Consider the following 19,714-nt stretch of genomic DNA (forward strand, 5'->3'; position numbering starts at 1 on the left):
TCCAGCGTAGCCGATGGTCGGGTCGGCCGCGGCTTGCGGCTCTTCCACCCGCGGGAACGCGCCCCCACACCCCGCTCCCTCTGCCCTCGCCTGCGAGTTCCTCCGATGTCGTCCTCCAGCCTGTTTGCCGCCGTCGAAATGGCGCCCCGCGACCCGATCCTGGGTCTGAACGAGCAGTTCAACGCCGACCCCAACCCGGCCAAGGTCAACCTCGGCGTTGGCGTCTACACCGACGAGAACGGCAAGCTGCCCCTGCTGAAGTGCGTGGCCGCGGCCGAGAAGGCGCTGCTCGAAGCGCCCAAGGCCAAGGGCTACCTGCCGATCGACGGCATCGCCGCCTACGACAAGGCCGTGCAGGCCCTGGTCTTCGGCGACGAGGCCGTGGCCAGCGGCCGCATCGCCACCGTGCAGGGCCTGGGCGGCACCGGCGGCCTGAAGATCGGCGCCGACTTCCTCAAGCGCCTGAACCCCGGCGCCACCGTGCTGATCAGCGACCCGAGCTGGGAGAACCACCGCGCGCTGTTCACGAATGCGGGCTTCACCGTCGGCAGCTACCCCTACTACGACGCCGAAGCGCGCGGCATCGCCTTCGACAAGATGCTGGCCGCGCTGAACGCCGCCGCCGCCGGCACCGTGGTCGTGCTGCATGCCTGCTGCCACAACCCGACCGGCTACGACCTGACGCCCGCCCAGTGGAGCGAAGTCATCGCCACCGTCAAGGCGCGCGGCCTGGTCGCCTTCCTCGACTCGGCCTACCAGGGCTTCGGCGACGGCATCGCCGAGGACGGCGCGGTCATCCGTGCCTTCCTCGAAGCCGGCCTGAACTTCTTCGTCTCGACCAGCTTCAGCAAGAGCTTCAGCCTCTACGGCGAGCGCGTCGGCGCGCTCAGCGCGGTCAGCGCCAGCAAGGAGGAAGCCGCCCGCGTGCTGAGCCAGCTCAAGATCGTCATCCGCACCAACTACTCCAACCCGCCGACCTTCGGCGCCACCCTGGTCGCCACCGTGCTGACCACGCCGGCGCTGCGCGCCCAGTGGGAAGAGGAACTGGCCGGCATGCGCGTGCGCATCCAGGCCATGCGCGGCGCGCTGGTGGAGCGGCTGCAAGCCGCCGGCGTGAAGCAGGACCTGGCCTTCATCACCCGCCAGAAGGGCATGTTCAGCTACTCGGGCCTGAACGCCGCCCAGATGCAGCGACTGCGCAGCGAGTTCGGCATCTATGGTGTCGATTCCGGCCGCATCTGCGTGGCCGCGCTCAACGAAAAGAACCTCGACGCCGTCGCCCGCGGCATCGCCGCGGTGCTTTGACGGACCGCGACGGCCGTCCCGGCCGTCGTGAACCGGAATCAGGAGATCTCCGATGCTGTATCAGCTCTACGAAACCCAGCGTGCGCTGCTGAGCCCCTTTTCCGAGTTCGCTTCGGCCACGGCCAAGCTCTACAGCCATCCCCTCTCGCCCTTCACGCATGCACCGGGGTCACAGCGGCTGTCGGCGGGCTTCGAGCTGATGCACCGGCTAACCAAGGAATACGAGAAGCCGAGCTTCGGCATCAACCACCTGCAGGTCGACGGGACCGAGGTGGTCGTGCAGGAACTGGTCACCGAAGAACGCCCCTTCTGTCGCCTGCTGCGCTTCAAGCGCTACACCGACAACGTCGAACTGCTCAACAAGATGCGCGGCCAGCCCACGGTGCTGGTCGTCGCGCCCCTGTCGGGTCACCACTCCACCCTGCTGCGCCAGACGGTGCAGACCCTGCTGCAGGACCACAAGGTCTACATCACCGACTGGATCGACGCCCGCATGGTGCCGACCGCCGTCGGCCCCTTCCACCTGGCCGACTACGTGCACTACGTGATGGACTTCCTGCGCCTGCTCGGCCCGGACGTCAGCGTGATCTCGGTCTGCCAGCCGACCGTGCCGGTGCTGGCCGCCGTCTCGCTGCTGGCCAGCCGCGGTGAGGTGGCGCCGCGCGCCATGGTGATGATGGGCGGCCCGATCGACGCCCGGAAGTCGCCCACGGCCGTCAACAACCTGGCGATGAACAAGAGCATCGCCTGGTTCGAGAACAATGTGATCTACCGCGTGCCGCCGAACTATCCGGGCGCGGGCCGTCTGGTCTACCCGGGCTTCCTGCAGCACACCGGCTTCGTCGCGATGAATCCGGACCGGCATCTCAGCTCGCACTACGACTACTTCCTCGACCTGATCCGCGGCAACGACGACTCGGCCGAGGCCCACCGGCAGTTCTACGACGAGTACAACGCCGTGCTCGACATGCCGGCCGAGTACTACCTGGACACCATCCAGACCGTCTTCCAGGACTTCGCCCTGGTCCACGGCACCTGGACGATCGACGGCGCGGCCGTGCGCCCGCAGGACATCCGCCAGACTGCGCTGATGACGGTCGAGGGCGAGCTTGACGACATCTCCGGCGCCGGTCAGACCCGGGCCGCGCTTGAGCTTTGCAGCGGCATCCCGGCCGAGCGCAAGACCCACTACGACGTGGCCGGCGCGGGCCACTACGGCATCTTCTCGGGCCGCCGCTGGCGCGAGCTGGCCTACCCGGCGATCCGCGACTTCATCGGCCGGCACAGCGCCAAGGCCGAGTAAGCAGCATGGCGGGCGCGGCGCAGGGCCCGGCCCCGGGCGCGGCGGATGCTGCGCGCGCGGCCGCCGTCGACCGGCTCGACGCGGCCCTGCCGCAGACGCAGTGCACGCGTTGCGGCTACCCGGACTGCCGCAGCTATGCCGAGGCCATCGTCCACGAAGGCGCGGCGATCAACCGCTGCCCGCCGGGCGGCGCCGAAGGCGTGCAGCGCCTGGCGGCGCTCAGCGGGCGGGTGCCGCTGCCGCTGGATCCGGACTGCGGCAGCGAAGGGCCGCTGCGCCTGGCCCGCATCGACGAGGCCTGGTGCATCGGCTGCACCCTGTGCATCGCCGCCTGCCCGGTGGACTGCATCGTCGGCGCGTCCAAGCAGATGCACACCGTGATCGCTGCCGACTGCACTGGCTGCGCGCTTTGCCTGCCGGCCTGCCCGGTGGACTGCATCACCCTCGACCCGCCGGCCGAGCCAGCCGCCATCGGCTGGGCCGCCTGGTCGCCGGCCCGCGCCGAGGCGGCCCGCAAGGCTTATGCCGACACCCGCCAGCGCCGGGCGCGGCGCGAGGCCGCCCATGCCGACCGCCAGGCCGCCCGCGCGCAGGACAAGCTCGCCACGCTCGACGCCGACCCGCGCCTGGCCGCCCCCGGCGCGGCCGACCGCAAACGCGCCGCCATCGAGGCGGCCCTGGCCCGCGTGCGCGCCAAGGCCGCCGGCTGAACCCGGAGCCCCGCGATGAAGCGCGACGCGATCGAGACCTTCTTCGCCACCCTGGCTGCGGCCAATCCGCATCCGGCCACCGAACTGGCCTACAGCAGCGTCTTCGAGCTGCTGGCGGCCGTGCTGCTCTCGGCCCAGGCGACCGATGTCGGCGTCAACAAGGCCACCCGGCGGCTGTTCGCGCTGGCGCCCACGCCGCAGAAGATGCTGGCCCTGGGGGTCGAAGGCGTGGCCGAGCAGATCAAGACCATCGGTCTCTACCGCAACAAGGCCAAGCACCTGGTGGAGACCTGCCGCATCCTGGTCGAGCAGCATGGCGGCGAGGTGCCGGGCAGCCGCGAGGCCCTGGAGGCCCTGCCCGGGGTGGGCCGCAAGACGGCCAATGTCGTGCTCAATGTGGCCTTCGGCCAGCCGACGATGGCGGTCGACACCCATATCTTCCGCGTCGGCAACCGCACCGGCCTGGCGCCGGGCAAGACGCCGCTGGCCGTCGAGCTGAAGCTGCTCAAGCGCATCCCGCCGGCCTATTTGGTGCACGCGCACCACTGGCTGATCCTGCACGGCCGCTATGTCTGCCAGGCCCGCGCGCCGCGCTGCGGCGCCTGTGCGGTTCGCACGGTCTGCGGCTTCCGCGAGAAGACCGACCGGGCCTGAAACGGGCCGGCTGCGGGCGGGCCGCCGCCTAGAATCCGCGGCCATCGGAAGCGGGGAGAGCATGTCGAGCATCGAGGACCTGAGCGCACGCGTGGAGCGGCTTCTCCTGCGCCACGAGGAACTGCAGCGGGCCCACGGGCTCTTGGAGCAGCAACTGCTGGCCGTCTCGGCCGAGCGCGATTCGCTGCGCGGCCGCCTGGCGGCCGCCCGCCAGCGCATCGACGCCCTGCTCGACCGGCTCCAGGCCGATGCGCCCGCCGCCGCCGCGCCGCCGACCGGGGAGATGCCGTGAAGCAGATCGAAGCCACCATCCTCGGCCAGAGCTACCGCCTGGTCTGCACCGACGAGGGCGAGGCGGTCCTGCATGCCGCCGTGCGCGCGGTCGACCGCGAGATGAGCCTGATCCACGATGCCGGCCGCATCAGGGCGCGCGAGAAGATCGCCGTGCTCGCGGCGCTCAACCTCGCCTCGCAGAAGGTCGAGCGCGAGCAGCAGGCCGCCGAGGCCCAGGCCCGCCCTGCCCCGCAGGCCGAGGCCGGCGCCGCGGATGCGGCCGTCGAGGCCCGCATCCGCGGCCTGATCGATCGCATCGACAGCGTGCTGGGCGAGGACGGCCGCCTGCTCTGAGCCGCGCCGCCCGATCGCCCCCGGATCGCCTGGGGGCGTCGCCCGGACGCCGCATGGGCGGGCGAGGCCCGGCCTACACTGCCCCTCGTTCGCTGCGTTCGCGGGGACTTTTATGTCCTTGAACCGATGCTCTTGCCGAGCCTGGGCTTGGAACATGCGAGGCGGGCGTGATCGTCTCGCGTCAGATGAACCCGAAGCCTCGCTGACCTCGCCCACCTGAATCCCCTGGGTTCAGGCCTGCGGTCCCCGGCTCGCAGCGGACACCTTCTTCCCCCCTCCGGGCCCCACCCGGCGCATGGCGCCTCTGGCCGACGCCGCGATGCCCGACCTGCCCGTCCTCCTCCTCCTGCTGGTCCTCGGCAGCGTCAGCGGCTTTCTGGCCGGTCTGCTGGGGATCGGTGGCGGCATGATCCTGGTGCCCTTCCTCAGCCAGGTGCTGGCGCATGCGGGCACGGCCCCGGATCTGCAGCTGAAGATGGCGGTGGCCACGGCCCTGGCGACGATCTGCCTGACCTCGATGTCGGCCGTCCGGGCCCAGCAGGCGCGGGGCGCCATCGAATGGACGGTCGTGCGGCGCCTGCTGCCCGGCGTGATGCTGGGCACCGCCCTGGGCGCGCTGCTGGCCCGCCATCTGCCGGCCCTGGGCCTGACCCTGATGTTCGGCCTCTTCGTCGGCCATGCGGCGCTGAAGATGCTCTTCGTCGCCGGGCCGGCGCCGCAGGTCGGCCCGGGTCGTCCGGGCCTGCCGGGCGGGCTGGGCCTGCTGGGTGCGGGCGGGCTGATCGGCCTGCTGTCGGCCCTGGTCGGGGCGGGCGGGGCCTTCCTCTCGGTGCCCATGATGGGCCGCTGGCAGGTGCCGATGCACCGCGCCGTGGCCACCTCCAGCGCCCTGGGCCTGCCGCTGGCGCTGGCGGCGACGCTGGCCTACATCGTGGTCGGCCAGGGCCTGCCGGGCCGGCCGGAGGGCAGCCTGGGCCTGGTGCACCTGCCGTCCTGGCTGCTGCTGGCCAGCACCAGCGTGCTGGCGGCGCCGCTGGGCACGCGGATCTCGCATGCCACCCAGAGCCGGCGGCTGCGCCGGCTCTTCGGCCTGATGCTGCTCGGGGTGGCGGTGGAGATGCTGCGCCGCGCCTGGCATTTGCACTGAGTCGCCGTGAGCGAAGCGGCCCGGCCCGCCCATGCCGCTGCGAGGCGGCCCGGGCAGCGCCCGGCGCGCTTCAGCCAGCGAAGGGGATGCTGGCCAGCACGACCTGGTTGCCGCCCTGGGCCTGGGCGGCTTGCAGCGCCGTCCGGGCTGCATCGAGCAGCGCCTGGGTGGACGTTGCGCTGATCGGGAAAACGGCAATCCCGATCGACACGCTGAAATGCAGGGCCTGATCGCCCGCCACCACGATCTGGCTGGCGCAGGCGCGGCGCAGGCCCTCCATGCGCTTGTGCGCCGCGGCCAGGCCGCAGCCCGACATCAGCAGGGCATGGCGCTCGCCGTCGAGCCGGCAGGGCGTGTCCATCGCCCGGGTGCTGTCGCGCAGCAGGCGGCCCAGGGCCTCGACCAGGCCGCGGCGCTCGGCGGCGGGCGGACCCTCGGGCGGCAGGGCATCGGGCTCGATCAGGACGAGGGCGAATTCGCGGTGCTCGCGCTGGGACAGGTCGGCCTCGCGGCGCAGATTGGCGTCGAACTGGGCGGGCGGATGCAGGCCGGGCACCGGCTCCTCGGCCAGGGCGCGGGGCTGGACGGCGCGGCTGAGCTGCTCGTGGGCCTGCTGCAGGGCCTCGAACTGGGCCAGGGTCTGGCGCAGGGCCTGCTCGGCCCGCTGCTGCCCGCGGGCATCCAGCCACAGGCCGACCAGGGCGGTGCCATCGGCCGCCGGCGGGTCGAGCCGCAGCCGGGCACTGAGGTAAGTCGCCGGCGCACCCGGCGGCCCCAGGTCGATCAGGAGGGGATGGGTGGGCATGCCGGGCGCGGCGCCTTGCTCGGCCCGGGCCAGGCGTTCGGCCCGGTCGGCGGGCAGCAGGGCGGCATCGTCGCGGCCCCAGGCCGCCGCGGCATCGTCCAGGCCCAGGGCGCGGGCGCCCGCGGCATTCAGGCTCAGGTAGCGGCCCTGCGCATCCTTGCGCAGCAGCACGGCGCCCAGCGCATCGGCCAGGGTTTCGAGCAGGGGCCAGGCCAGGCCGGGCGAAGGGGGATCAGCTTGCCGCATCGGCCGATGCTAGGCCGCCGGGGAGAAGCCAGCGTGTCGATAATGGCTTGATGGACCGTGCTGATGTCGTCATCGTGGGCGCCGGCGCGGCCGGCCTGTTCTGTGCAGGCGTGGCGGGGCAGCGCGGGCTTTCGGTGCTGCTGATCGACCATGCGGAGAAGGTGGCCGAGAAGATCCGCATCTCCGGCGGCGGGCGCTGCAACTTCACCAACCGCGATGCCGGCCCGGCGCACTTCCTGTCCGAGAACCCGGCCTTCTGCCGCTCGGCCCTGGCGCGCTACACGCCGGCCCAGTTCATCGCCCTGGTGCAGCGCCACCGCATTGCCTGGCATGAGAAGCACAAGGGCCAGCTCTTCTGCGACGACAGCAGCGAGTCCATCATCCAGATGCTGCTGCGCGAGTGCGAGGCCGGCGGCGTGCGGCGCTGGCAGCCCTGCCGCGTCGAGGCGGTGCGGCAGACGGCGGCGGGCGGCTTCGAGCTCGACACCTCGCGCGGCCTGGTGCAGGCGCGGCAGTTGGTGGTTGCCAGCGGCGGCCTGTCCATCCCGAAGATCGGCGCCAGCGACTGGGGCCACCGCATCGCGCGGCAGTTCGGCCACCGCATCGTCGAGCCGCGGCCCGGCCTGGTGCCGCTGACCTTTGCCGCAGCCGACTGGGCGCCCTTCGCCGACCTGGCCGGCCTGGCCCTGCCGGTGCGGGTGGCCACCGGCAGCAAGCCGGCGCGCGGCGAGTTCCTGGAGGACCTGCTGTTCACCCACCGCGGCCTCAGCGGGCCGGCGGTGCTGCAGATCTCCAGCCACTGGCGGCCCGGCCAGATGCTGGAGCTGGACCTGCTGCCCGGCATCGACCTGGCCGCCGCGCTGCGCGAGGCCAAGCAGCGCTCGCGCAAGCAGCTCGGCAACGAACTGCTGACCTGGCTGCCGGCGCGGCTGGCCGAGAAGGTCTGCGCGCCGCTGGGCGAGCTGGCCCGGCGCACCCTGCCCGAGCAGCGCGACGCCACGCTGAGCGGCCTGGCCGACCGCTTGCAGCGCTGGCAACTGCTGCCCAGCGGCACCGAGGGCTACCGCAAGGCCGAGGTGACGATGGGCGGGGTCGACACCCGCGAGCTGAGCTCGCAGACGATGGAGAGCCGCCGCGTGCCCGGCCTGCACTTCATCGGCGAGGTGGCCGATGTCACCGGCTGGCTGGGCGGCTACAACTTCCAGTGGGCCTGGGCTAGCGCCCAGGCCTGCGCGATGGGCCTGCGGGCCGACGGGGGCTGAGCGGCAGCCCGGCCGCGGGTGCTGGCGCAGCCGGCGGACTCGCCTATACTCGCGCTCTTTGCCGGCAACAGCGTCTCGATCGACGTCCCGGGCTTGTCCGGAAACTGCCCGTTCGTCGACACCGGTCGCACCCACTGGATCCACCCGTTCATGACCACCATCCGCCTCAAGGAAAACGAGCCTTTCGATGTCGCCCTGCGCCGTTTCAAGCGCACCATCGAGAAGCTCGGCCTGCTGACCGACCTGCGCGCACGCGAGTTCTACGAGAAGCCGACCGCCGAGCGCAAGCGCAAGAAGGCCGCCGCCGTGAAGCGCCACTACAAGCGGGTCCGCAGCCAGCAGCTGCCCAAGCGCCTGTACTGATCGTCGCCCCGGCGTGGGTGGCCTGAACCGGCTGCCGCACCCAAGCCCGCCACGGGACGCCGTTGCGGGCTTCGTCGTTTCTGGAGACCCGACATGAGCCTGAAAGACCGCATCACCGAGGACATGAAGACCGCGATGCGCGCCAAGGATGCCGAGCGCCTGGGCACCATCCGCCTGTTGCTGGCTGCCTTGAAGCAGAAGGAAGTCGACGAGCGCATCACGCTGGACGACGCCGCCGTCATCGCCGTGGTCGACAAGCTGATCAAGCAGCGCAAGGACTCGGTGAGCCAGTACAGCGCCGCCGGCCGCCAGGACCTGGCCGACAAGGAACAGGCCGAGATCACCGTGCTGACCGCCTACCTGCCGCAACGCCTGGACGCCGCCGAGGTGCAGGCCCGTGTCGACGCGCTGGGCAATGCCCTGGCCGCCGAGCTAGGCCGTGCGCTGGCCGCCGCCGACATGGGCAAGCTGATGGGCAGCGCCAAGGCCGCGCTGGCCGGCATCGCCGAGATGGCGCAGGTGTCCGCGGCGGTCAAGTCGCGTCTCAGCCGCTGAAGCCCGGCCCCCGCTGGCGGCAAGCCGCTACAGTTGTGTCATGCAAACCTGACAACGTCCGTCCATGAGCCCCTCCGACCTGCCCCTCCAGCGTGCCAACGCCGACCTCGCCTTCGCGCCGCAACTGGGCCCCGAGGCGATGGCTGCGGTCGCCGCCTCCGGCTTCCGCAGCGTGATCAACAACCGGCCGGACGGCGAAGGCGGACCGGGCCAGCCGAGCAGCGAGTCCGTGCAGGCCGCTGCCGAGGCCGCCGGCCTGCAATACGCCCACCTGCCGGTGCTCGGCAGCATGCAGACCCCCGAGCAGGCCCGTGCGATGGCCGAGCTGCTGGCCAGTATGCCCAAGCCCATCCTGGCCTTTTGCCGCAGTGGCGCGCGCAGCGCCCGGCTGTGCGCGCTGGCCAGCGAGTTCACGCCGCGCTGAGCGGCCGGCGGACGGATCCGGCCGGGCCCGCATGGCCCGCCGGATGCCCCGCCCGCTTCGCAGGCTGAGCGGCCGACCATGTCGCGCCGCATCGCCCACCTCGACATGGACGCCTTCTTCGCGTCCGTCGAGCTGCTGAGCCGGCCCGAGCTGGCCGGCCTGCCCCTGGTCATCGGCGGCAGCCGCCCGGCCGGCGGCGAAGGCCCGCCGGCCCCCGAGCCGCTGGGGCGCTACCGCGGCCGCGGCGTCGTCACCACCGCCACCTACCCGGCCCGCGCCTTCGGCGTGCACAGCGGCATGCCGCTGATGCAGGCAGCGCGGCTCGCACCGCAGGCCCTGCGGCTGCCGCCGGATTTCGAGGCCTACAAGGCCGCGTCGCGCGCCTTCAAGGCAGCGGCGGCGACGATCGCGCCGACGATCGAGGACCGCGGCATCGACGAGATCTACCTCGACCTCAGCGCCCTGCCCGGCGTGGCCGAGGACGGCGGCCGGGCCTGCGCCGCCGCGCTTCAGGCAGCCGTCCGGGCCGCGACCGGCTTGAGCTGCTCGATCGCGGTGGCGCCGAACAAGCTGCTGGCCAAGCTGGGCTCCGAACTCGACAAGCCCGGCGGCCTCACCGTGCTCGGCCCCGAGGACCTGGCGACCCGCATCTGGCCGCTGCCGGCGCGCAAGCTCAACGGCATCGGCCCGCGGGCGGCGGAGAAGCTGTCGGCCCTGGGCATGCAGACCCTGGGCGAACTGGCCGCGGCCGATCCGGCCTGGCTGATCGTGCATTTCGGCCCGCGCTACGGCGCCTGGCTGCATGAGGCCGCGCAGGGCCGCGACGAGCGGCCGGTCGTGACCCACCGCGAGCCCAAGAGCCTGAGCCGCGAGACGACCTTCGAGCGCAACCTGCATCCGCGCAGCGACCGGGCCGAGCTTGGCGCCGTCTTCACCCGCCTGTGCGAGCGCCTGGCCGAGGACCTGCGCAAGCGCGGCCTGCGCGCCGGCCGCGTCGGCGTGAAGCTGCGCGATGCGGACTTCCGCACCCTCAGCCGCGAGCAGACCCTGGACACCCCGAGCGACGAAGCCGCCACCCTGCGCCGCGCCGCCGGCCTGGGCCTGAAACGCATGCCGCTGGACCAGCCGCTGCGCCTGCTGGGCGTGCGGGCCAGCAGCCTGCGGGCCGCCGACGCGCCGGAGACCGCCCCGATCCGCCGCCGCCCGCCTGCGGGGCCGCAGACGGCCGAGCTGTTTACCGACTGAAGCGGTCGCTCAGCCCGAGTTCAGGCCTGGACTCAGGCCTTGGGCAAGGTCACCCCGACCTGGCCCTGGTACTTGCCGCCACGGTCGGCATAGCTGGTCTCGCAGACCTCGTCGCTCTCGAAGAACAACACCTGGGCGCAGCCCTCGCCCGCGTAGATCTTGGCCGGCAGGGGCGTGGTGTTGCTGAACTCCAGGGTCACATAGCCTTCCCACTCGGGCTCGAAGGGGGTCACGTTGACGATGATTCCGCAGCGCGCATAGGTGCTCTTGCCCAGGCAGATGGTCAGCACATTGCGCGGGATGCGGAAGTACTCGACCGTGCGCGCCAGCGCGAAGCTGTTGGGCGGGATGATGCAGTGGTCGCCGTGGAAGTCGACGAAGCTCTTCTCGTCGAAATTCTTCGGGTCGACCACGGTGCTGTGGATGTTGGTGAAGACCTTGAATTCCGGTGCGCAGCGGATGTCGTAGCCGTAGCTGCTGGTCCCGTAGCTGATGACCCGGCGGCCCTCGACCTCGCGCACCTGCTTCGGCTCGAAGGGTTCGATCAGGCCGTGCTGCTCGGCCATGCGGCGGATCCAGCGGTCGCTCTTGATGCTCATCGGGAGTCCTCGTCGTGAAGCGCGGATTCTAGGAAGCGGCTCGCGTCCGCCGGGCCGCCGTTCCACTTTTGCTGCATTGCCGCAAAATGGCGGTGCGGCGCTCTCGCCGTGCCCCACCCCCTGCGCAGGAAGCCGCCATGCCCATCGTCGTGTTCAACCAGAAAGGCGGGGTCGGCAAGTCCACCATCACCTGCAACCTCGCGGCCATCAGCGCGCACGAGAGCCTGAAGACCCTGGTGATCGACCTGGACCAGCAGGCCAATTCCAGCGCCTACCTGCTGGGCCGCGAGGCCGCGGCCGCCGCGCGCGGCGTGGCCGACTTCTTCGAGCAGACGCTGAGCTTCAGCTTCCGCCCGCTGCCGGCCGGCGACTTCGTCACCCCCTCGCCCTTCCCCGGCCTGGACGTGATGGTGGCCAGCCCGCGGCTCGACGAATTGCAGACCAAGCTGGAGTCGCGCCACAAGATCTACAAGCTGCGCGAGGCCCTGCAGGCCCTGGCTGCCGACTACGACCGCATCTACATCGACACGCCACCCGCGTTGAACTTCTACACACGCTCGGCCCTGATGGGCGCCGGCGGCTGCCTGATCCCCTTCGACTGCGACGATTTCTCGCGCCAGGCGCTCTACACCCTGCTGGCCAACGTCGAGGAAATCCGCGCCGACCACAACCCCGAGCTGAAGGTGAAGGGCATCGTGGTCAACCAGTTCCAGCCGCGTGCCAAGCTGCCGCTGCGGCTGGTGCAGGAGCTGATCGAGGAGGGCCTGCCGGTGCTGCAACCCTATCTGGGCAGCTCGGTGAAGGTGCGCGAATCGCACCAGCTCGCGCAACCCATGATCCACCTGGAGCCGCGCCATGCCTTGACGCAGGCCCTGGTGGCCCTGCACGCCCAACTGGCCTGAGCGCAGCGTCAGGCTGCGGCGCTCAATCCGCCGGCAGCGGCCGGCGTTCCAGCGCGGCGGCGGGCTCGGCGTCGAAGCGCTCGAAGCCGCTGTAGCAGAGGAAGTGCCGGTTCACGGCCCGGCCGAACAGGGCCATGCCGAGCTGGCCGGCCAGGGCATGGCCCATCTGCGTGATGCCCGAGCGCGAGACGACGATGGGCACGCCCATCTGCGCGGCCTTGATGACCATCTCGCTGGTCAGCCGGCCGGTCGTGTAGAAGACCTTGCCGCGGCTGTCCAGGCCCTGCATCCACATCCAGCCAGCGATGGTGTCGATGGCATTGTGGCGGCCGACGTCCTCGACGAAGTGCAGCAACTCGGCGGTCTGCACGCCATCGGCGCCCTTGCCGAGCGCGAACAGGGCGCAGCCATGCACCGAGCCGGAAGACTTGTAGGTGCTCTCTTGCAGCCGCATGGCCTCCAGCAGGGCATAGAGGCCGCGCTGGCTGATGCGGGCCTCGGCCGGCGGCGGCAGCTCGATGCGGTCGATCTCGTCCATCAGGCCGCCGAAGACCGTGCCCTGGCCGCAGCCGGTGGTGACCACCTTCTGCGCGGTGCGTGCCTCCAGGTCGGGCAGGCCCGACACGGTGCGGACCGCGGCGGCATTGACCTCCCAATCGACGGTGATGGATTCGATGTCGTCCAGCCGCTCCAGCAGGCGCTGGTTGCGCAGGTAGCCCAGCACCAGCAGCTCGGGCGCGGCGCCGAGTGTCATCAGGGTGAGCAGCTCGCGCTTGTCGACGAAGACGGTGAGCGGTCGCTCGGCCGGGATGGAGGTGCTGCGATGCTCACCGTGCTCGTCGAGCACTTCGATGGCCTGTGTCAGGGGCGCCTGGGCCTGGGTCAGTCGGGGCAGCGGCATCGGGTCGCGGAAGGAATGGGTCGCCGGCCATGATGCCAGCGGGCGCACCGGCGGCCCGCACGCCATCCGGGTTCAGGGCTTGGGCGCGGACGCAGCCTCGGGCGGCGTGTAGACGAAGGGGCCGGGATCGGCGCAGGGCGGGGTGGCCACCGGCGGGCGGGTTTCCTTGCCCGCCGTCTTGGCGGTCGTGTAGTAGTGCGCTGCCGTGCGCTCCATGGACAGGCAGAGCTTGTAGGCGCCGACCTTGTCGCCATGGGCCGTCTTGGCCTTGGTTTCGTCGGCCTTGGCCTTGGCCTCGGGGCTGGGCGGCGGCAGCTTGGCCGCGACCGGGGCGGCCAGGCTCAGGGCCAGCGCGCCCAGGGCGGCGGCCTGGCAGAGGGTGTGAAGCTTCATGGCGTCTTCCTGCGGGAGCGGGTCTCGTCGGGGCTCAGGCCGGGCGGCCCAGGGCGGCGGACGCATCGGCCGCCGGCTGCGGGCTGCGCTGCGCGGGGATGCGGCCGGCCTGGATGTCCTCGGCCCACAGGGCATGGTGTTCGCGCGCCCAGGCCTCGTCGACATAGCCGCTGCGCATGGCCTGGTAGGCGCCCTGCATGCCCACCGTGCCCATGTAGATGTGACCGAGGAACATGGCCATCATCAGCACCGTGGCCACGGCATGGACCATGTGCGCGATCTGCATCTCGCCGCGCGTCTCGCCCAGGCCGGGCACCAGCTTGTCGAGCACGAGGCCCGAGGCCACGACGATCAGGCCCAGGCCGAAGACGCCGCCCCAGAAGACGATCTTCTCGCCCGCATTGAAGCGGTGTGAAGGCACATGGGCGCCGCTGAACAGGCCGCCACCGCGAACGATCCAGAGCCAGTCGTCCTTGCTCGGCATGTTGTCGCGCACGAAGGTGAAGAAGACCACCAGCAGCGACACCGCGAACACCGGTCCGGCGAAGTTGTGCACATTCTTCAGCGCATAGGCCAGCCAGCCGAACAGGGTCGGGCCGATCAGCGGCAGCAGCAGGAACTTGCCGAAGGCCATGACCACGCCCGAGACCGCCAGCAGCACGAAGGTGATGGCATTGCTCCAGTGCGCGGCCCGCTCGAAGTGGGTGAAGCGCTCGATGCGGCGGCCGGTTTCGGGCGCATGCAGCTTCATCGTGCCCTTGGCCTTGTAGAACAGGCCCAGGGCCAGCACGACGATCAGCAGCAGCGCGCCGCCGTAGGGCACGATCCACTGATTGCGGACCTGGCGCCAGGCCTCGCCGGCCGTCGTCCAGCGCGAGCCGGGGTACTGCACGAAGGGCTGAACCAGCACGCCCTGCTCGGCCCCGGGCAGGGTGGTGAAGCCGGCGTCATGGCCGGACTCGCGCACCGCACGCCAGAAGGGCGCATTGTTGCCAGGCTGGCTCTTGGCGCGCTCGGCATTGCTCTCGTCGGCACGCGGCTCGGCGGCTGCGCCGGGCTGCGCTGTAGCGGCGTCCGGCTGGGCCTGGGCCTGGGCCTGGGCGCTCAGCCCGGCCAGGGCCAGCATGCAGCCGGCCAGAAGGGTGCGGCAGGTGGCGGAAAGACTCATGGTTCGACCTCGGGGCGGAGGAAGTCGGGGCACGGCCCGCGCAAGGCGGGCCGGCCGCTCATTTCGAGACGCGGGCGTATTCGTTCTGGCCCTGGTTGCGGCTGCGGATCTGCTGCTCCCAGCTCGCCTGGTCCTTGCCCTGCCAGCCCGGGGCGGCGAAGGGCGAGGCCTCGGACTGCCAGGCGGGACGGTCGGCCCGCTTCTGGCCCGCAGCCAGTTCCTGCGGGGGCTCGCCACATGCAGCCAGCCCGGCCGCCAGCGCCAGCAAGAGGCCCGTGCGGACGGCGATCAAGACTGGCCTCCGGCCGGCGCCTTGCCTTCGCCCGGCTTGCCGTAGGCGGTGCCCCAGCCCCAGACCTCGCTGCCCTTGCCGCGCGTCAGCACGCGGGTGCGGAAGATGTCCGCCACCACATCGCCGTCGCCGCCCAGCAGGGCCTTGGTCGAGCACATCTCCGCGCAGGCGGGAAGCTTGCCTTCCGACAGGCGGTTGCTGCCGTACTTCTCGAACTCGGTCTCGCTGCCATGGGCCTCGGGGCCGCCGGCGCAGAAGGTGCACTTGTCCATCTTGCCGCGCAGGCCGAAGGTACCGTTGGTCGGGAACTGCGGCGCGCCGAAGGGGCAGGCGTAGCTGCAGTAGCCGCAGCCGATGCAGACGTCCTTGTCGTGCAGCACCACGCCTTCGTCGGTGCGGTAGAAGCAGTCGACCGGGCAGACCGCCATGCAGGGCGCATCGCTGCAATGCATGCAGGCGACCGAGATGCTCTTCTCGCCGGGCAGGCCGTCGTTGAGGGTGACGACGCGGCGGCGGTTGACGCCCCAGGGCACCTCGTGTTCCGCCTTGCAGGCGGTGACGCAACCGTTGCACTCGATGCAACGCTCGGCGTCGCAGATGAACTTCATGCGGGCCATGTCAGCTCCTTCTTAGGCCGAGGCCTTTTCGATCTGGCAAAGGGTGGTCTTGGTCTCCTGCATCATCGTCACGCTGTCGTAGCCGTAGGTCGTGGCGGTGTTGATCGCCTCGCCGCGGACCACGGGCATGGCGCCCTGCGGGTAATAGGGCGCCAGGTCGACGCCCCCCCAACGACCGGAAAAGTGGAAGGGCAGGAAGACCGTCTCGGCATCGACCCGCTCGGTCACCAGCGCCTTGACCTTGATGCCGGGGAAGCCCGGCACCTGCTGCATGGGCGGCGTCTTGACCCAGACCATGTCGCCGTTGCGGATGCCGCGGTCGTTGGCGGCACGCGGGTTGAGCTCGACGAACATGTCCTGCTGAAGCTCGGCCAGGTAGGGGTTGGAGCGGGTCTCCTCGCCACCGCCTTCGTACTCGACGAGCCGGCCGCTGGTCATGATCAGCGGGAACTGCTTGCCGATGTCGAGGTTGGCGTCCTGCACGGTCTTGAAGAGCGTCGGCAGGCGCCAGAAGGCCTTCTTGTCGTCATGCGTCGGGTACTTGGCGACGAGGTCCGGCCGGTTGCTGTAGAGCGGCTCGCGGTGCTTGGGGATGGGGTCGGGGAAGTTCCAGACCACCGCCCGCGCCTTGGCATTGCCGAAGGGATGGCAGCCGTGGTTCTGCATCACGACGCGCTGGATGCCGCCGGACAGGTCGGTCTTCCAGTTCTTGCCCTCGGCGGCCTTCTTCTCGTCCTCGGTCAGTTCGTCCCACCAGCCCAGCTTCTTGAGCAGGACGTGATCGAACTCGGGGTAGCCGGTGGTCAGGTCGGCGCCCTTGCTGTGCGAGCCGTCGGCTGCGAGCAAGGACACGCCATCCTTCTCGACGCCGAAGTTCGCGCGGAAATTGCCGCCGCCTTCCATCACATGCCGGGAGGTGTCGTAGAGATTGGGCGAGCCCGGATGCTTGAGCTCGGCCGTGCCGTAGCAGGGCCAGGGCAGGCCGAAGTAGTCACCGTCGAGCTTGTAACCAGTGGCCTGGTCGATGCCGCCCTTGGCCCGCAACGTGTTCACGTCGAAGACATGCATGTTGCGCATGTGGGCCTTCAGGCGCTCGGGGCTCTGGCCGGTGTAGCCGATGGTCCAGACGGCGCGGTTGATCTCGCGCAGGATCGATTCGGTCTCGGGCTCCATGCCGCCCTTGCCCTGCACCATGGTGTAGTTCTTGACCAGCTCCTTGCCGAAGCCGAGCTTGTCGGCAAGCTGGCTCATGATCATGTGGTCGGTGCGGCTCTCCCACAGCGGGTCGATGACCTTCTCGCGCCACTGGATCGAGCGGTTCGACGCGGTGCAGGAGCCGCTGGTCTCGAACTGCGTGGTGGTCGGCAGCAGGTAGACGGCGCGCTTGGGGTTCTGGTCCTCGGGCTTGCCGGGCATGGCCGCCATCGCGGCGGTGGCGCTGGGGAAGGGGTCGACGACGACCAGCAGGTCCAGCTTGTCCATGGCCCGCTTCATCTCCAGGCCGCGGGTCTGCGAGTTGGGCGCATGGCCCCAGAAGAACAGCGCGCGCAGATTGCTGTCCTGGTCGATCAGCTCGTTCTTCTCCAGCACGCCGTCGACCCAGCGCGAGACCGTCATGCCGGACTTGCTCATCATGCCCGGCGCGTACTGGGCCTTGATCCAGTCGAAGTCCACGCCCCAGACCTTGGCGTAGTGCTTCCACGAGCCCTCGGCCAGGCCGTAGTAGCCGGGCAGGCTGTCGGGGTTGGGACCAACGTCGGTCGCGCCCTGCACGTTGTCGTGGCCGCGGAAGATGTTGGTGCCGCCCCCGCTCACGCCCACATTGCCCAGCGCAAGCTGAAGCAGGCAGGAGGCGCGCACGATGGCATTGCCAATGGTGTGCTGCGTCTGGCCCATGCACCACACGATGGTGCCGGGCCGGTTCTCGGCCAGGATCTTGGCCACCTTGAAAGTGGTGGCCTCATCGACGCCGCAGGCTTCCTGCACCTTGTCCGGCGTCCAATTGGCGAGCACTTCCTCGCGCACCTTCTCCATGCCGTAGACACGGTCGGCGAGGTACTTCTGGTCCTCCCAGCCGTTCTTGAAGATGTGCCACATCACGCCGAAGAGGAAGGGGATGTCGGACCCCGAGCGGATCCGCACGTACTCATCGGCCTTGGCCGCCGTCCGCGTGAAGCGCGGGTCGACGACGATCATCTTGCAGCCCTTCTCCTTGGCATGCAGCATGTGCAGCATCGAGACGGGGTGCGCCTCCGCCGCATTGCTGCCGATGTAGATCGCCGCCTTGGCGTTCTGCATGTCGTTGTAGGAGTTGGTCATCGCCCCGTAGCCCCAGGTGTTGGCGACACCCGCGACCGTGGTGGAGTGGCAGATGCGCGCCTGGTGGTCGGTGTTGTTGCTGCCCCAGAAGCTGATCCACTTGCGCAGCAGATAGGCCTGCTCGTTGTTGTGCTTGCTGGAGCCGACGACGAAGAGCGCGTCCGGGCCGCTCTCCTTCTTGATGGCCAGCAGGCGCTCGCTGATCTCCTCGTAGGCCTGGTCCCAACTGATGCGCTGGTACTTGCCGTCGACCAGCTTCATCGGGTACTTCAGGCGGAACTCGCCATGGCCATGCTCGCGCAGGGCCGCACCCTTGGCGCAGTGCGCGCCGAGGTTGATCGGCGAATCGAAGACCGGCTCCTGCCGGACCCAGACGCCGTTCTCGACCACGGCATCCACCGCGCAACCCACCGAGCAGTGGCCGCAGACGGTGCGCTTGACCTCGATCTTGCGGGCACCGTCCGCCGCCGCGGCCTTCGCACCGTCGGCGGCTTCGGCCTTGCGGATCATCGTGAGCTGCGGCAGGGCCAGGCCGGCCCCGAGACCGAGGCCGGAGCGACGCAGGAAGCCGCGGCGGTCGACGGTGGGCAGGGCGCGGGCGACACCGCGCTGCAAGCTGGCGAGCATCGACGGCATCGCGGTCGCATCGACCGAGGACGAACGGCGCGTGAGCAACATGGGGAACTCCTCGTGGCAGCGGCCGCAGCGGGCCTTGCGGGGGATGGCAGGCTCTCGGTCGGCCGGGCGCGACCGCCCGGCCGGAGCTTCAGACGCGGGCGGTCTGGTAGTAGCGCAGCACGTGCGCGCTGGCGCGGTAGCCCGGCGTGCCTTCGGCCGGCGCGGCCTCGGCTTTCGGTGCCTCGACTGGTACAGCCTCTTGACGCGGCAGCACAGCAGCGACGGCCGCCAGGGCACCGACGGTGCCGGCGCCTGCGAACAGGCGGCGGCGGGACAGGACTTCCTTCGAAGCTTCGGCCTTGGACATGATGGTCTCCTCGTGCAGGACGCGTGGGCCTTCAGGCCATGCATCGCGATTCATATCTTCGGACTATTGTGGTCCCCGGCCCTGCCCTTGGTCTGCCGGGATAAGCCCGTAAAGTGCTTTGCTCGGGAATGAAGACTTGCAAGGGTCGACAAGGCTCGCGATGCAGAAAAAGTGACGACCGCGTTGGGGCCCCGCGTGCGCGCCGCATACCGGGCCCAGGCTCAGGCTTCGAGCAGGTCGAAGCCCTGGGTCTCGACCTGCACGAAGGCCCGCGTGTAGGCCGCCAGCGCGGCATAGAGCCGCGCACGCGGATGCGCCTGCAAGACATCGCACAGCCGCTCGACCCAGGACTGCACATGGGCACGGAAGAAGCGCCGCTGCTGCTCCAGGTTGCACACCGCGGCATCGTCGCCGGCGATCAGGTAGCGCATCACCTCGAAGGCCGCGCTGACATGGTCCTCGGTCTCGCCGCGCTCGCGGTCGCCCTGCAGGCCGAGGGCGGCCAGGTCGCTGCGCAGTTGCACGAGCGGCTTCTCGTTGAGGAAGCCGCTGAGATGGTGGCTGGCGTACAGAAAGATCTCCGGCCGGCCGACGCCGAGGAAGAGCGCCTCGTACTCCGCCGCAGCCGCTTCGGGGCTGCCGGCCCGCAGGGCGGACACCAGGTCCTGCCAGGGCGCCTCCAGGAAGGCGCCGGGCTCGGGCGCCTCGGTCACCACCACCGCGAAGGCAGCCAGCAGGGCGGCATCCGGCGGCGCCAGGAAGAGCCGGGCCAGCAGGCCGTAGATCTCGGCACGGGCGATCTCCTCGGCCTGGTCGGCGGAGGCAAAGGACAGGGCACGCAGCTCGGCAGGATTCATCGGCGGCTCGGCAGGCAGGCGGTCGTCGGGGCAGG

23 protein-coding genes and 1 other RNA gene are annotated in these 19,714 nt (G+C 70.6%); 14 read left to right on the forward strand and 10 right to left on the reverse strand.

The features are described 5' to 3' along the window. The first annotated feature begins 105 nt into the window (after positions 1 to 105). The 8 genes from JI742_RS12640 to JI742_RS12670 all read left to right on the forward strand — a co-directional run bounded on the left by JI742_RS12640 (position 106) and on the right by JI742_RS12670 (position 5,746). Positions 106 to 1,305 carry an amino acid aminotransferase gene (locus JI742_RS12640; protein ID WP_201827398.1) on the forward strand — a complete coding sequence of 400 codons (1,200 nt, stop codon included), beginning with the start codon at positions 106 to 108 and terminating at the stop codon, positions 1,303 to 1,305. 52 nt (positions 1,306 to 1,357) lie between these two features. Continuing rightward, a complete protein-coding gene (locus tag JI742_RS12645) occupies positions 1,358 to 2,608 on the forward strand; it encodes a polyhydroxyalkanoate depolymerase (protein WP_201827400.1) in 1,251 nt (416 codons plus the stop codon). 5 nt (positions 2,609 to 2,613) lie between these two features. Next, entirely contained in the window at positions 2,614 to 3,318 is a 705-nt protein-coding gene (locus tag JI742_RS12650; protein ID WP_201827402.1) for an RnfABCDGE type electron transport complex subunit B, read from the forward strand. Between the two features lie 15 nt (positions 3,319 to 3,333). Continuing rightward, a complete protein-coding gene (gene nth / locus JI742_RS12655; protein ID WP_201827404.1) occupies positions 3,334 to 3,972 on the forward strand; it encodes an endonuclease III in 639 nt (212 codons plus the stop codon). Positions 3,973 to 4,033: 61 nt separating this feature from the next. Continuing rightward, entirely contained in the window at positions 4,034 to 4,264 is a 231-nt protein-coding gene (locus JI742_RS12660; protein ID WP_201827406.1) for a DUF904 domain-containing protein, read from the forward strand. Next, positions 4,261 to 4,599, forward strand: a complete 339-nt coding sequence (locus tag JI742_RS12665; protein WP_201827408.1) for a cell division protein ZapA — start codon at positions 4,261 to 4,263, stop codon at positions 4,597 to 4,599. Before JI742_RS12660 ends, JI742_RS12665 begins: the two co-directional genes overlap by 4 nt. An 86-nt stretch (positions 4,600 to 4,685) precedes the next feature. Next, positions 4,686 to 4,863: non-coding RNA, 6S RNA (gene ssrS / locus JI742_RS14165), on the forward strand. A gap of 55 nt (positions 4,864 to 4,918) precedes the next feature. Continuing rightward, positions 4,919 to 5,746 carry a sulfite exporter TauE/SafE family protein gene (locus tag JI742_RS12670; RefSeq protein WP_201827411.1) on the forward strand — a complete coding sequence of 276 codons (828 nt, stop codon included), beginning with the start codon at positions 4,919 to 4,921 and terminating at the stop codon, positions 5,744 to 5,746. A gap of 70 nt (positions 5,747 to 5,816) precedes the next feature. Here JI742_RS12670 and JI742_RS12675 read toward each other — a convergent pair whose 3' ends face one another. After that, the gene (locus JI742_RS12675; RefSeq protein WP_201827413.1) at positions 5,817 to 6,797 is read right to left on the reverse strand and encodes a GGDEF domain-containing protein; all 981 of its coding nucleotides are present in this window, start codon (positions 6,795 to 6,797) and stop codon (positions 5,817 to 5,819) included. A 50-nt stretch (positions 6,798 to 6,847) separates the two neighbouring features. Between JI742_RS12675 and JI742_RS12680 the strand changes: the two genes are divergently transcribed. From JI742_RS12680 to dinB, 5 genes are all read left to right on the forward strand, one after another. Then, positions 6,848 to 8,059, forward strand: a complete 1,212-nt coding sequence (locus JI742_RS12680) for a BaiN/RdsA family NAD(P)/FAD-dependent oxidoreductase (protein WP_201827415.1) — start codon at positions 6,848 to 6,850, stop codon at positions 8,057 to 8,059. 150 nt (positions 8,060 to 8,209) lie between these two features. Next, positions 8,210 to 8,422: a 30S ribosomal protein S21 gene (gene rpsU, locus JI742_RS12685; RefSeq protein ID WP_182664174.1), complete on the forward strand. Its 213-nt coding sequence runs from the start codon at positions 8,210 to 8,212 to the stop codon at positions 8,420 to 8,422. Positions 8,423 to 8,515: 93 nt separating this feature from the next. After that, entirely contained in the window at positions 8,516 to 8,977 is a 462-nt protein-coding gene (locus tag JI742_RS12690) for a GatB/YqeY domain-containing protein (protein ID WP_201827417.1), read from the forward strand. A gap of 64 nt (positions 8,978 to 9,041) precedes the next feature. Further along, positions 9,042 to 9,401, forward strand: coding sequence for a protein tyrosine phosphatase family protein (locus tag JI742_RS12695; RefSeq protein ID WP_201827419.1), 360 nt, complete (start codon positions 9,042 to 9,044; stop codon positions 9,399 to 9,401). 78 nt (positions 9,402 to 9,479) lie between these two features. After that, positions 9,480 to 10,646, forward strand: coding sequence for a DNA polymerase IV (gene dinB / locus JI742_RS12700; protein WP_201827421.1), 1,167 nt, complete (start codon positions 9,480 to 9,482; stop codon positions 10,644 to 10,646). A 32-nt stretch (positions 10,647 to 10,678) separates the two neighbouring features. Here the strand turns inward: dinB and dcd are convergent, their stop codons facing one another. Then, positions 10,679 to 11,245 (reverse strand): dCTP deaminase, encoded by a 567-nt coding sequence (gene dcd / locus JI742_RS12705; protein ID WP_201827423.1) that lies wholly within the window; start codon positions 11,243 to 11,245, stop codon positions 10,679 to 10,681. Positions 11,246 to 11,382: 137 nt separating this feature from the next. Here dcd and JI742_RS12710 point away from each other — a divergent pair, with 137 nt between their 5' ends. Beyond that, positions 11,383 to 12,147 (forward strand): ParA family protein, encoded by a 765-nt coding sequence (locus JI742_RS12710; RefSeq protein WP_201827425.1) that lies wholly within the window; start codon positions 11,383 to 11,385, stop codon positions 12,145 to 12,147. A gap of 22 nt (positions 12,148 to 12,169) precedes the next feature. Here the strand turns inward: JI742_RS12710 and JI742_RS12715 are convergent, their stop codons facing one another. The 8 genes from JI742_RS12715 to JI742_RS12750 all read right to left on the reverse strand — a co-directional run bounded on the left by JI742_RS12715 (position 12,170) and on the right by JI742_RS12750 (position 19,679). Then, the gene (locus JI742_RS12715) at positions 12,170 to 13,048 is read right to left on the reverse strand and encodes a formate dehydrogenase accessory sulfurtransferase FdhD (RefSeq protein ID WP_201827427.1); all 879 of its coding nucleotides are present in this window, start codon (positions 13,046 to 13,048) and stop codon (positions 12,170 to 12,172) included. A gap of 72 nt (positions 13,049 to 13,120) precedes the next feature. Beyond that, positions 13,121 to 13,441 carry a hypothetical protein gene (locus JI742_RS12720; protein WP_201827429.1) on the reverse strand — a complete coding sequence of 107 codons (321 nt, stop codon included), beginning with the start codon at positions 13,439 to 13,441 and terminating at the stop codon, positions 13,121 to 13,123. A 34-nt stretch (positions 13,442 to 13,475) separates the two neighbouring features. Further along, a complete protein-coding gene (locus tag JI742_RS12725) occupies positions 13,476 to 14,609 on the reverse strand; it encodes a formate dehydrogenase subunit gamma (RefSeq protein ID WP_201827431.1) in 1,134 nt (377 codons plus the stop codon). 58 nt (positions 14,610 to 14,667) lie between these two features. Beyond that, complete coding sequence (locus JI742_RS12730; protein WP_201827433.1) at positions 14,668 to 14,901, reverse strand: hypothetical protein; 234 nt, start codon at positions 14,899 to 14,901, stop codon at positions 14,668 to 14,670. Beyond that, on the reverse strand, positions 14,898 to 15,518 hold the full coding sequence (fdh3B, locus tag JI742_RS12735) for a formate dehydrogenase FDH3 subunit beta (RefSeq protein ID WP_201827435.1): 621 nt from the start codon (positions 15,516 to 15,518) through the stop codon (positions 14,898 to 14,900). The genes JI742_RS12730 and fdh3B overlap by 4 nt, the downstream gene beginning before the upstream one ends. A gap of 12 nt (positions 15,519 to 15,530) precedes the next feature. Continuing rightward, complete coding sequence (locus JI742_RS12740) at positions 15,531 to 18,515, reverse strand: formate dehydrogenase subunit alpha (protein WP_201827437.1); 2,985 nt, start codon at positions 18,513 to 18,515, stop codon at positions 15,531 to 15,533. Between the two features lie 88 nt (positions 18,516 to 18,603). Next, complete coding sequence (locus JI742_RS12745; RefSeq protein ID WP_201827439.1) at positions 18,604 to 18,822, reverse strand: formate dehydrogenase; 219 nt, start codon at positions 18,820 to 18,822, stop codon at positions 18,604 to 18,606. A gap of 221 nt (positions 18,823 to 19,043) precedes the next feature. Continuing rightward, positions 19,044 to 19,679 (reverse strand): TorD/DmsD family molecular chaperone, encoded by a 636-nt coding sequence (locus JI742_RS12750; protein ID WP_201827441.1) that lies wholly within the window; start codon positions 19,677 to 19,679, stop codon positions 19,044 to 19,046. Between the last annotated feature and the right edge of the window lie 35 nt (positions 19,680 to 19,714).

This window comes from Piscinibacter lacus, from assembly GCF_016735685.1.
Classification (GTDB): domain Bacteria; phylum Pseudomonadota; class Gammaproteobacteria; order Burkholderiales; family Burkholderiaceae_C; genus Aquariibacter; species Aquariibacter lacus.

What these genes read in the sequence shown, in the direction of transcription:
- JI742_RS12640 (WP_201827398.1), top strand. Translation starts at nt 106, where the DNA reads ATGTCGTCCTCCAGCCTGTTTGCCGCCGTCGAAATGGCGCCCCGCGAC.
- JI742_RS12725 (WP_201827431.1), bottom strand. Translation starts at nt 14,609, where the DNA reads ATGAGTCTTTCCGCCACCTGCCGCACCCTTCTGGCCGGCTGCATGCTG.
- dinB (WP_201827421.1), top strand. Translation starts at nt 9,480, where the DNA reads ATGTCGCGCCGCATCGCCCACCTCGACATGGACGCCTTCTTCGCGTCC.
- JI742_RS12750 (WP_201827441.1), bottom strand. Translation starts at nt 19,679, where the DNA reads ATGAATCCTGCCGAGCTGCGTGCCCTGTCCTTTGCCTCCGCCGACCAG.
- JI742_RS12680 (WP_201827415.1), top strand. Translation starts at nt 6,848, where the DNA reads ATGGACCGTGCTGATGTCGTCATCGTGGGCGCCGGCGCGGCCGGCCTG.
- JI742_RS12660 (WP_201827406.1), top strand. Translation starts at nt 4,034, where the DNA reads ATGTCGAGCATCGAGGACCTGAGCGCACGCGTGGAGCGGCTTCTCCTG.
- rpsU (WP_182664174.1), top strand. Translation starts at nt 8,210, where the DNA reads ATGACCACCATCCGCCTCAAGGAAAACGAGCCTTTCGATGTCGCCCTG.
- JI742_RS12645 (WP_201827400.1), top strand. Translation starts at nt 1,358, where the DNA reads ATGCTGTATCAGCTCTACGAAACCCAGCGTGCGCTGCTGAGCCCCTTT.
- JI742_RS12740 (WP_201827437.1), bottom strand. Translation starts at nt 18,515, where the DNA reads ATGTTGCTCACGCGCCGTTCGTCCTCGGTCGATGCGACCGCGATGCCG.
- JI742_RS12745 (WP_201827439.1), bottom strand. Translation starts at nt 18,822, where the DNA reads ATGTCCAAGGCCGAAGCTTCGAAGGAAGTCCTGTCCCGCCGCCGCCTG.
- dcd (WP_201827423.1), bottom strand. Translation starts at nt 11,245, where the DNA reads ATGAGCATCAAGAGCGACCGCTGGATCCGCCGCATGGCCGAGCAGCAC.
- JI742_RS12675 (WP_201827413.1), bottom strand. Translation starts at nt 6,797, where the DNA reads ATGCGGCAAGCTGATCCCCCTTCGCCCGGCCTGGCCTGGCCCCTGCTC.
- JI742_RS12690 (WP_201827417.1), top strand. Translation starts at nt 8,516, where the DNA reads ATGAGCCTGAAAGACCGCATCACCGAGGACATGAAGACCGCGATGCGC.
- JI742_RS12670 (WP_201827411.1), top strand. Translation starts at nt 4,919, where the DNA reads ATGCCCGACCTGCCCGTCCTCCTCCTCCTGCTGGTCCTCGGCAGCGTC.
- JI742_RS12720 (WP_201827429.1), bottom strand. Translation starts at nt 13,441, where the DNA reads ATGAAGCTTCACACCCTCTGCCAGGCCGCCGCCCTGGGCGCGCTGGCC.
- JI742_RS12710 (WP_201827425.1), top strand. Translation starts at nt 11,383, where the DNA reads ATGCCCATCGTCGTGTTCAACCAGAAAGGCGGGGTCGGCAAGTCCACC.
- JI742_RS12650 (WP_201827402.1), top strand. Translation starts at nt 2,614, where the DNA reads ATGGCGGGCGCGGCGCAGGGCCCGGCCCCGGGCGCGGCGGATGCTGCG.
- JI742_RS12695 (WP_201827419.1), top strand. Translation starts at nt 9,042, where the DNA reads ATGAGCCCCTCCGACCTGCCCCTCCAGCGTGCCAACGCCGACCTCGCC.
- JI742_RS12715 (WP_201827427.1), bottom strand. Translation starts at nt 13,048, where the DNA reads ATGCCGCTGCCCCGACTGACCCAGGCCCAGGCGCCCCTGACACAGGCC.
- fdh3B (WP_201827435.1), bottom strand. Translation starts at nt 15,518, where the DNA reads ATGGCCCGCATGAAGTTCATCTGCGACGCCGAGCGTTGCATCGAGTGC.
- nth (WP_201827404.1), top strand. Translation starts at nt 3,334, where the DNA reads ATGAAGCGCGACGCGATCGAGACCTTCTTCGCCACCCTGGCTGCGGCC.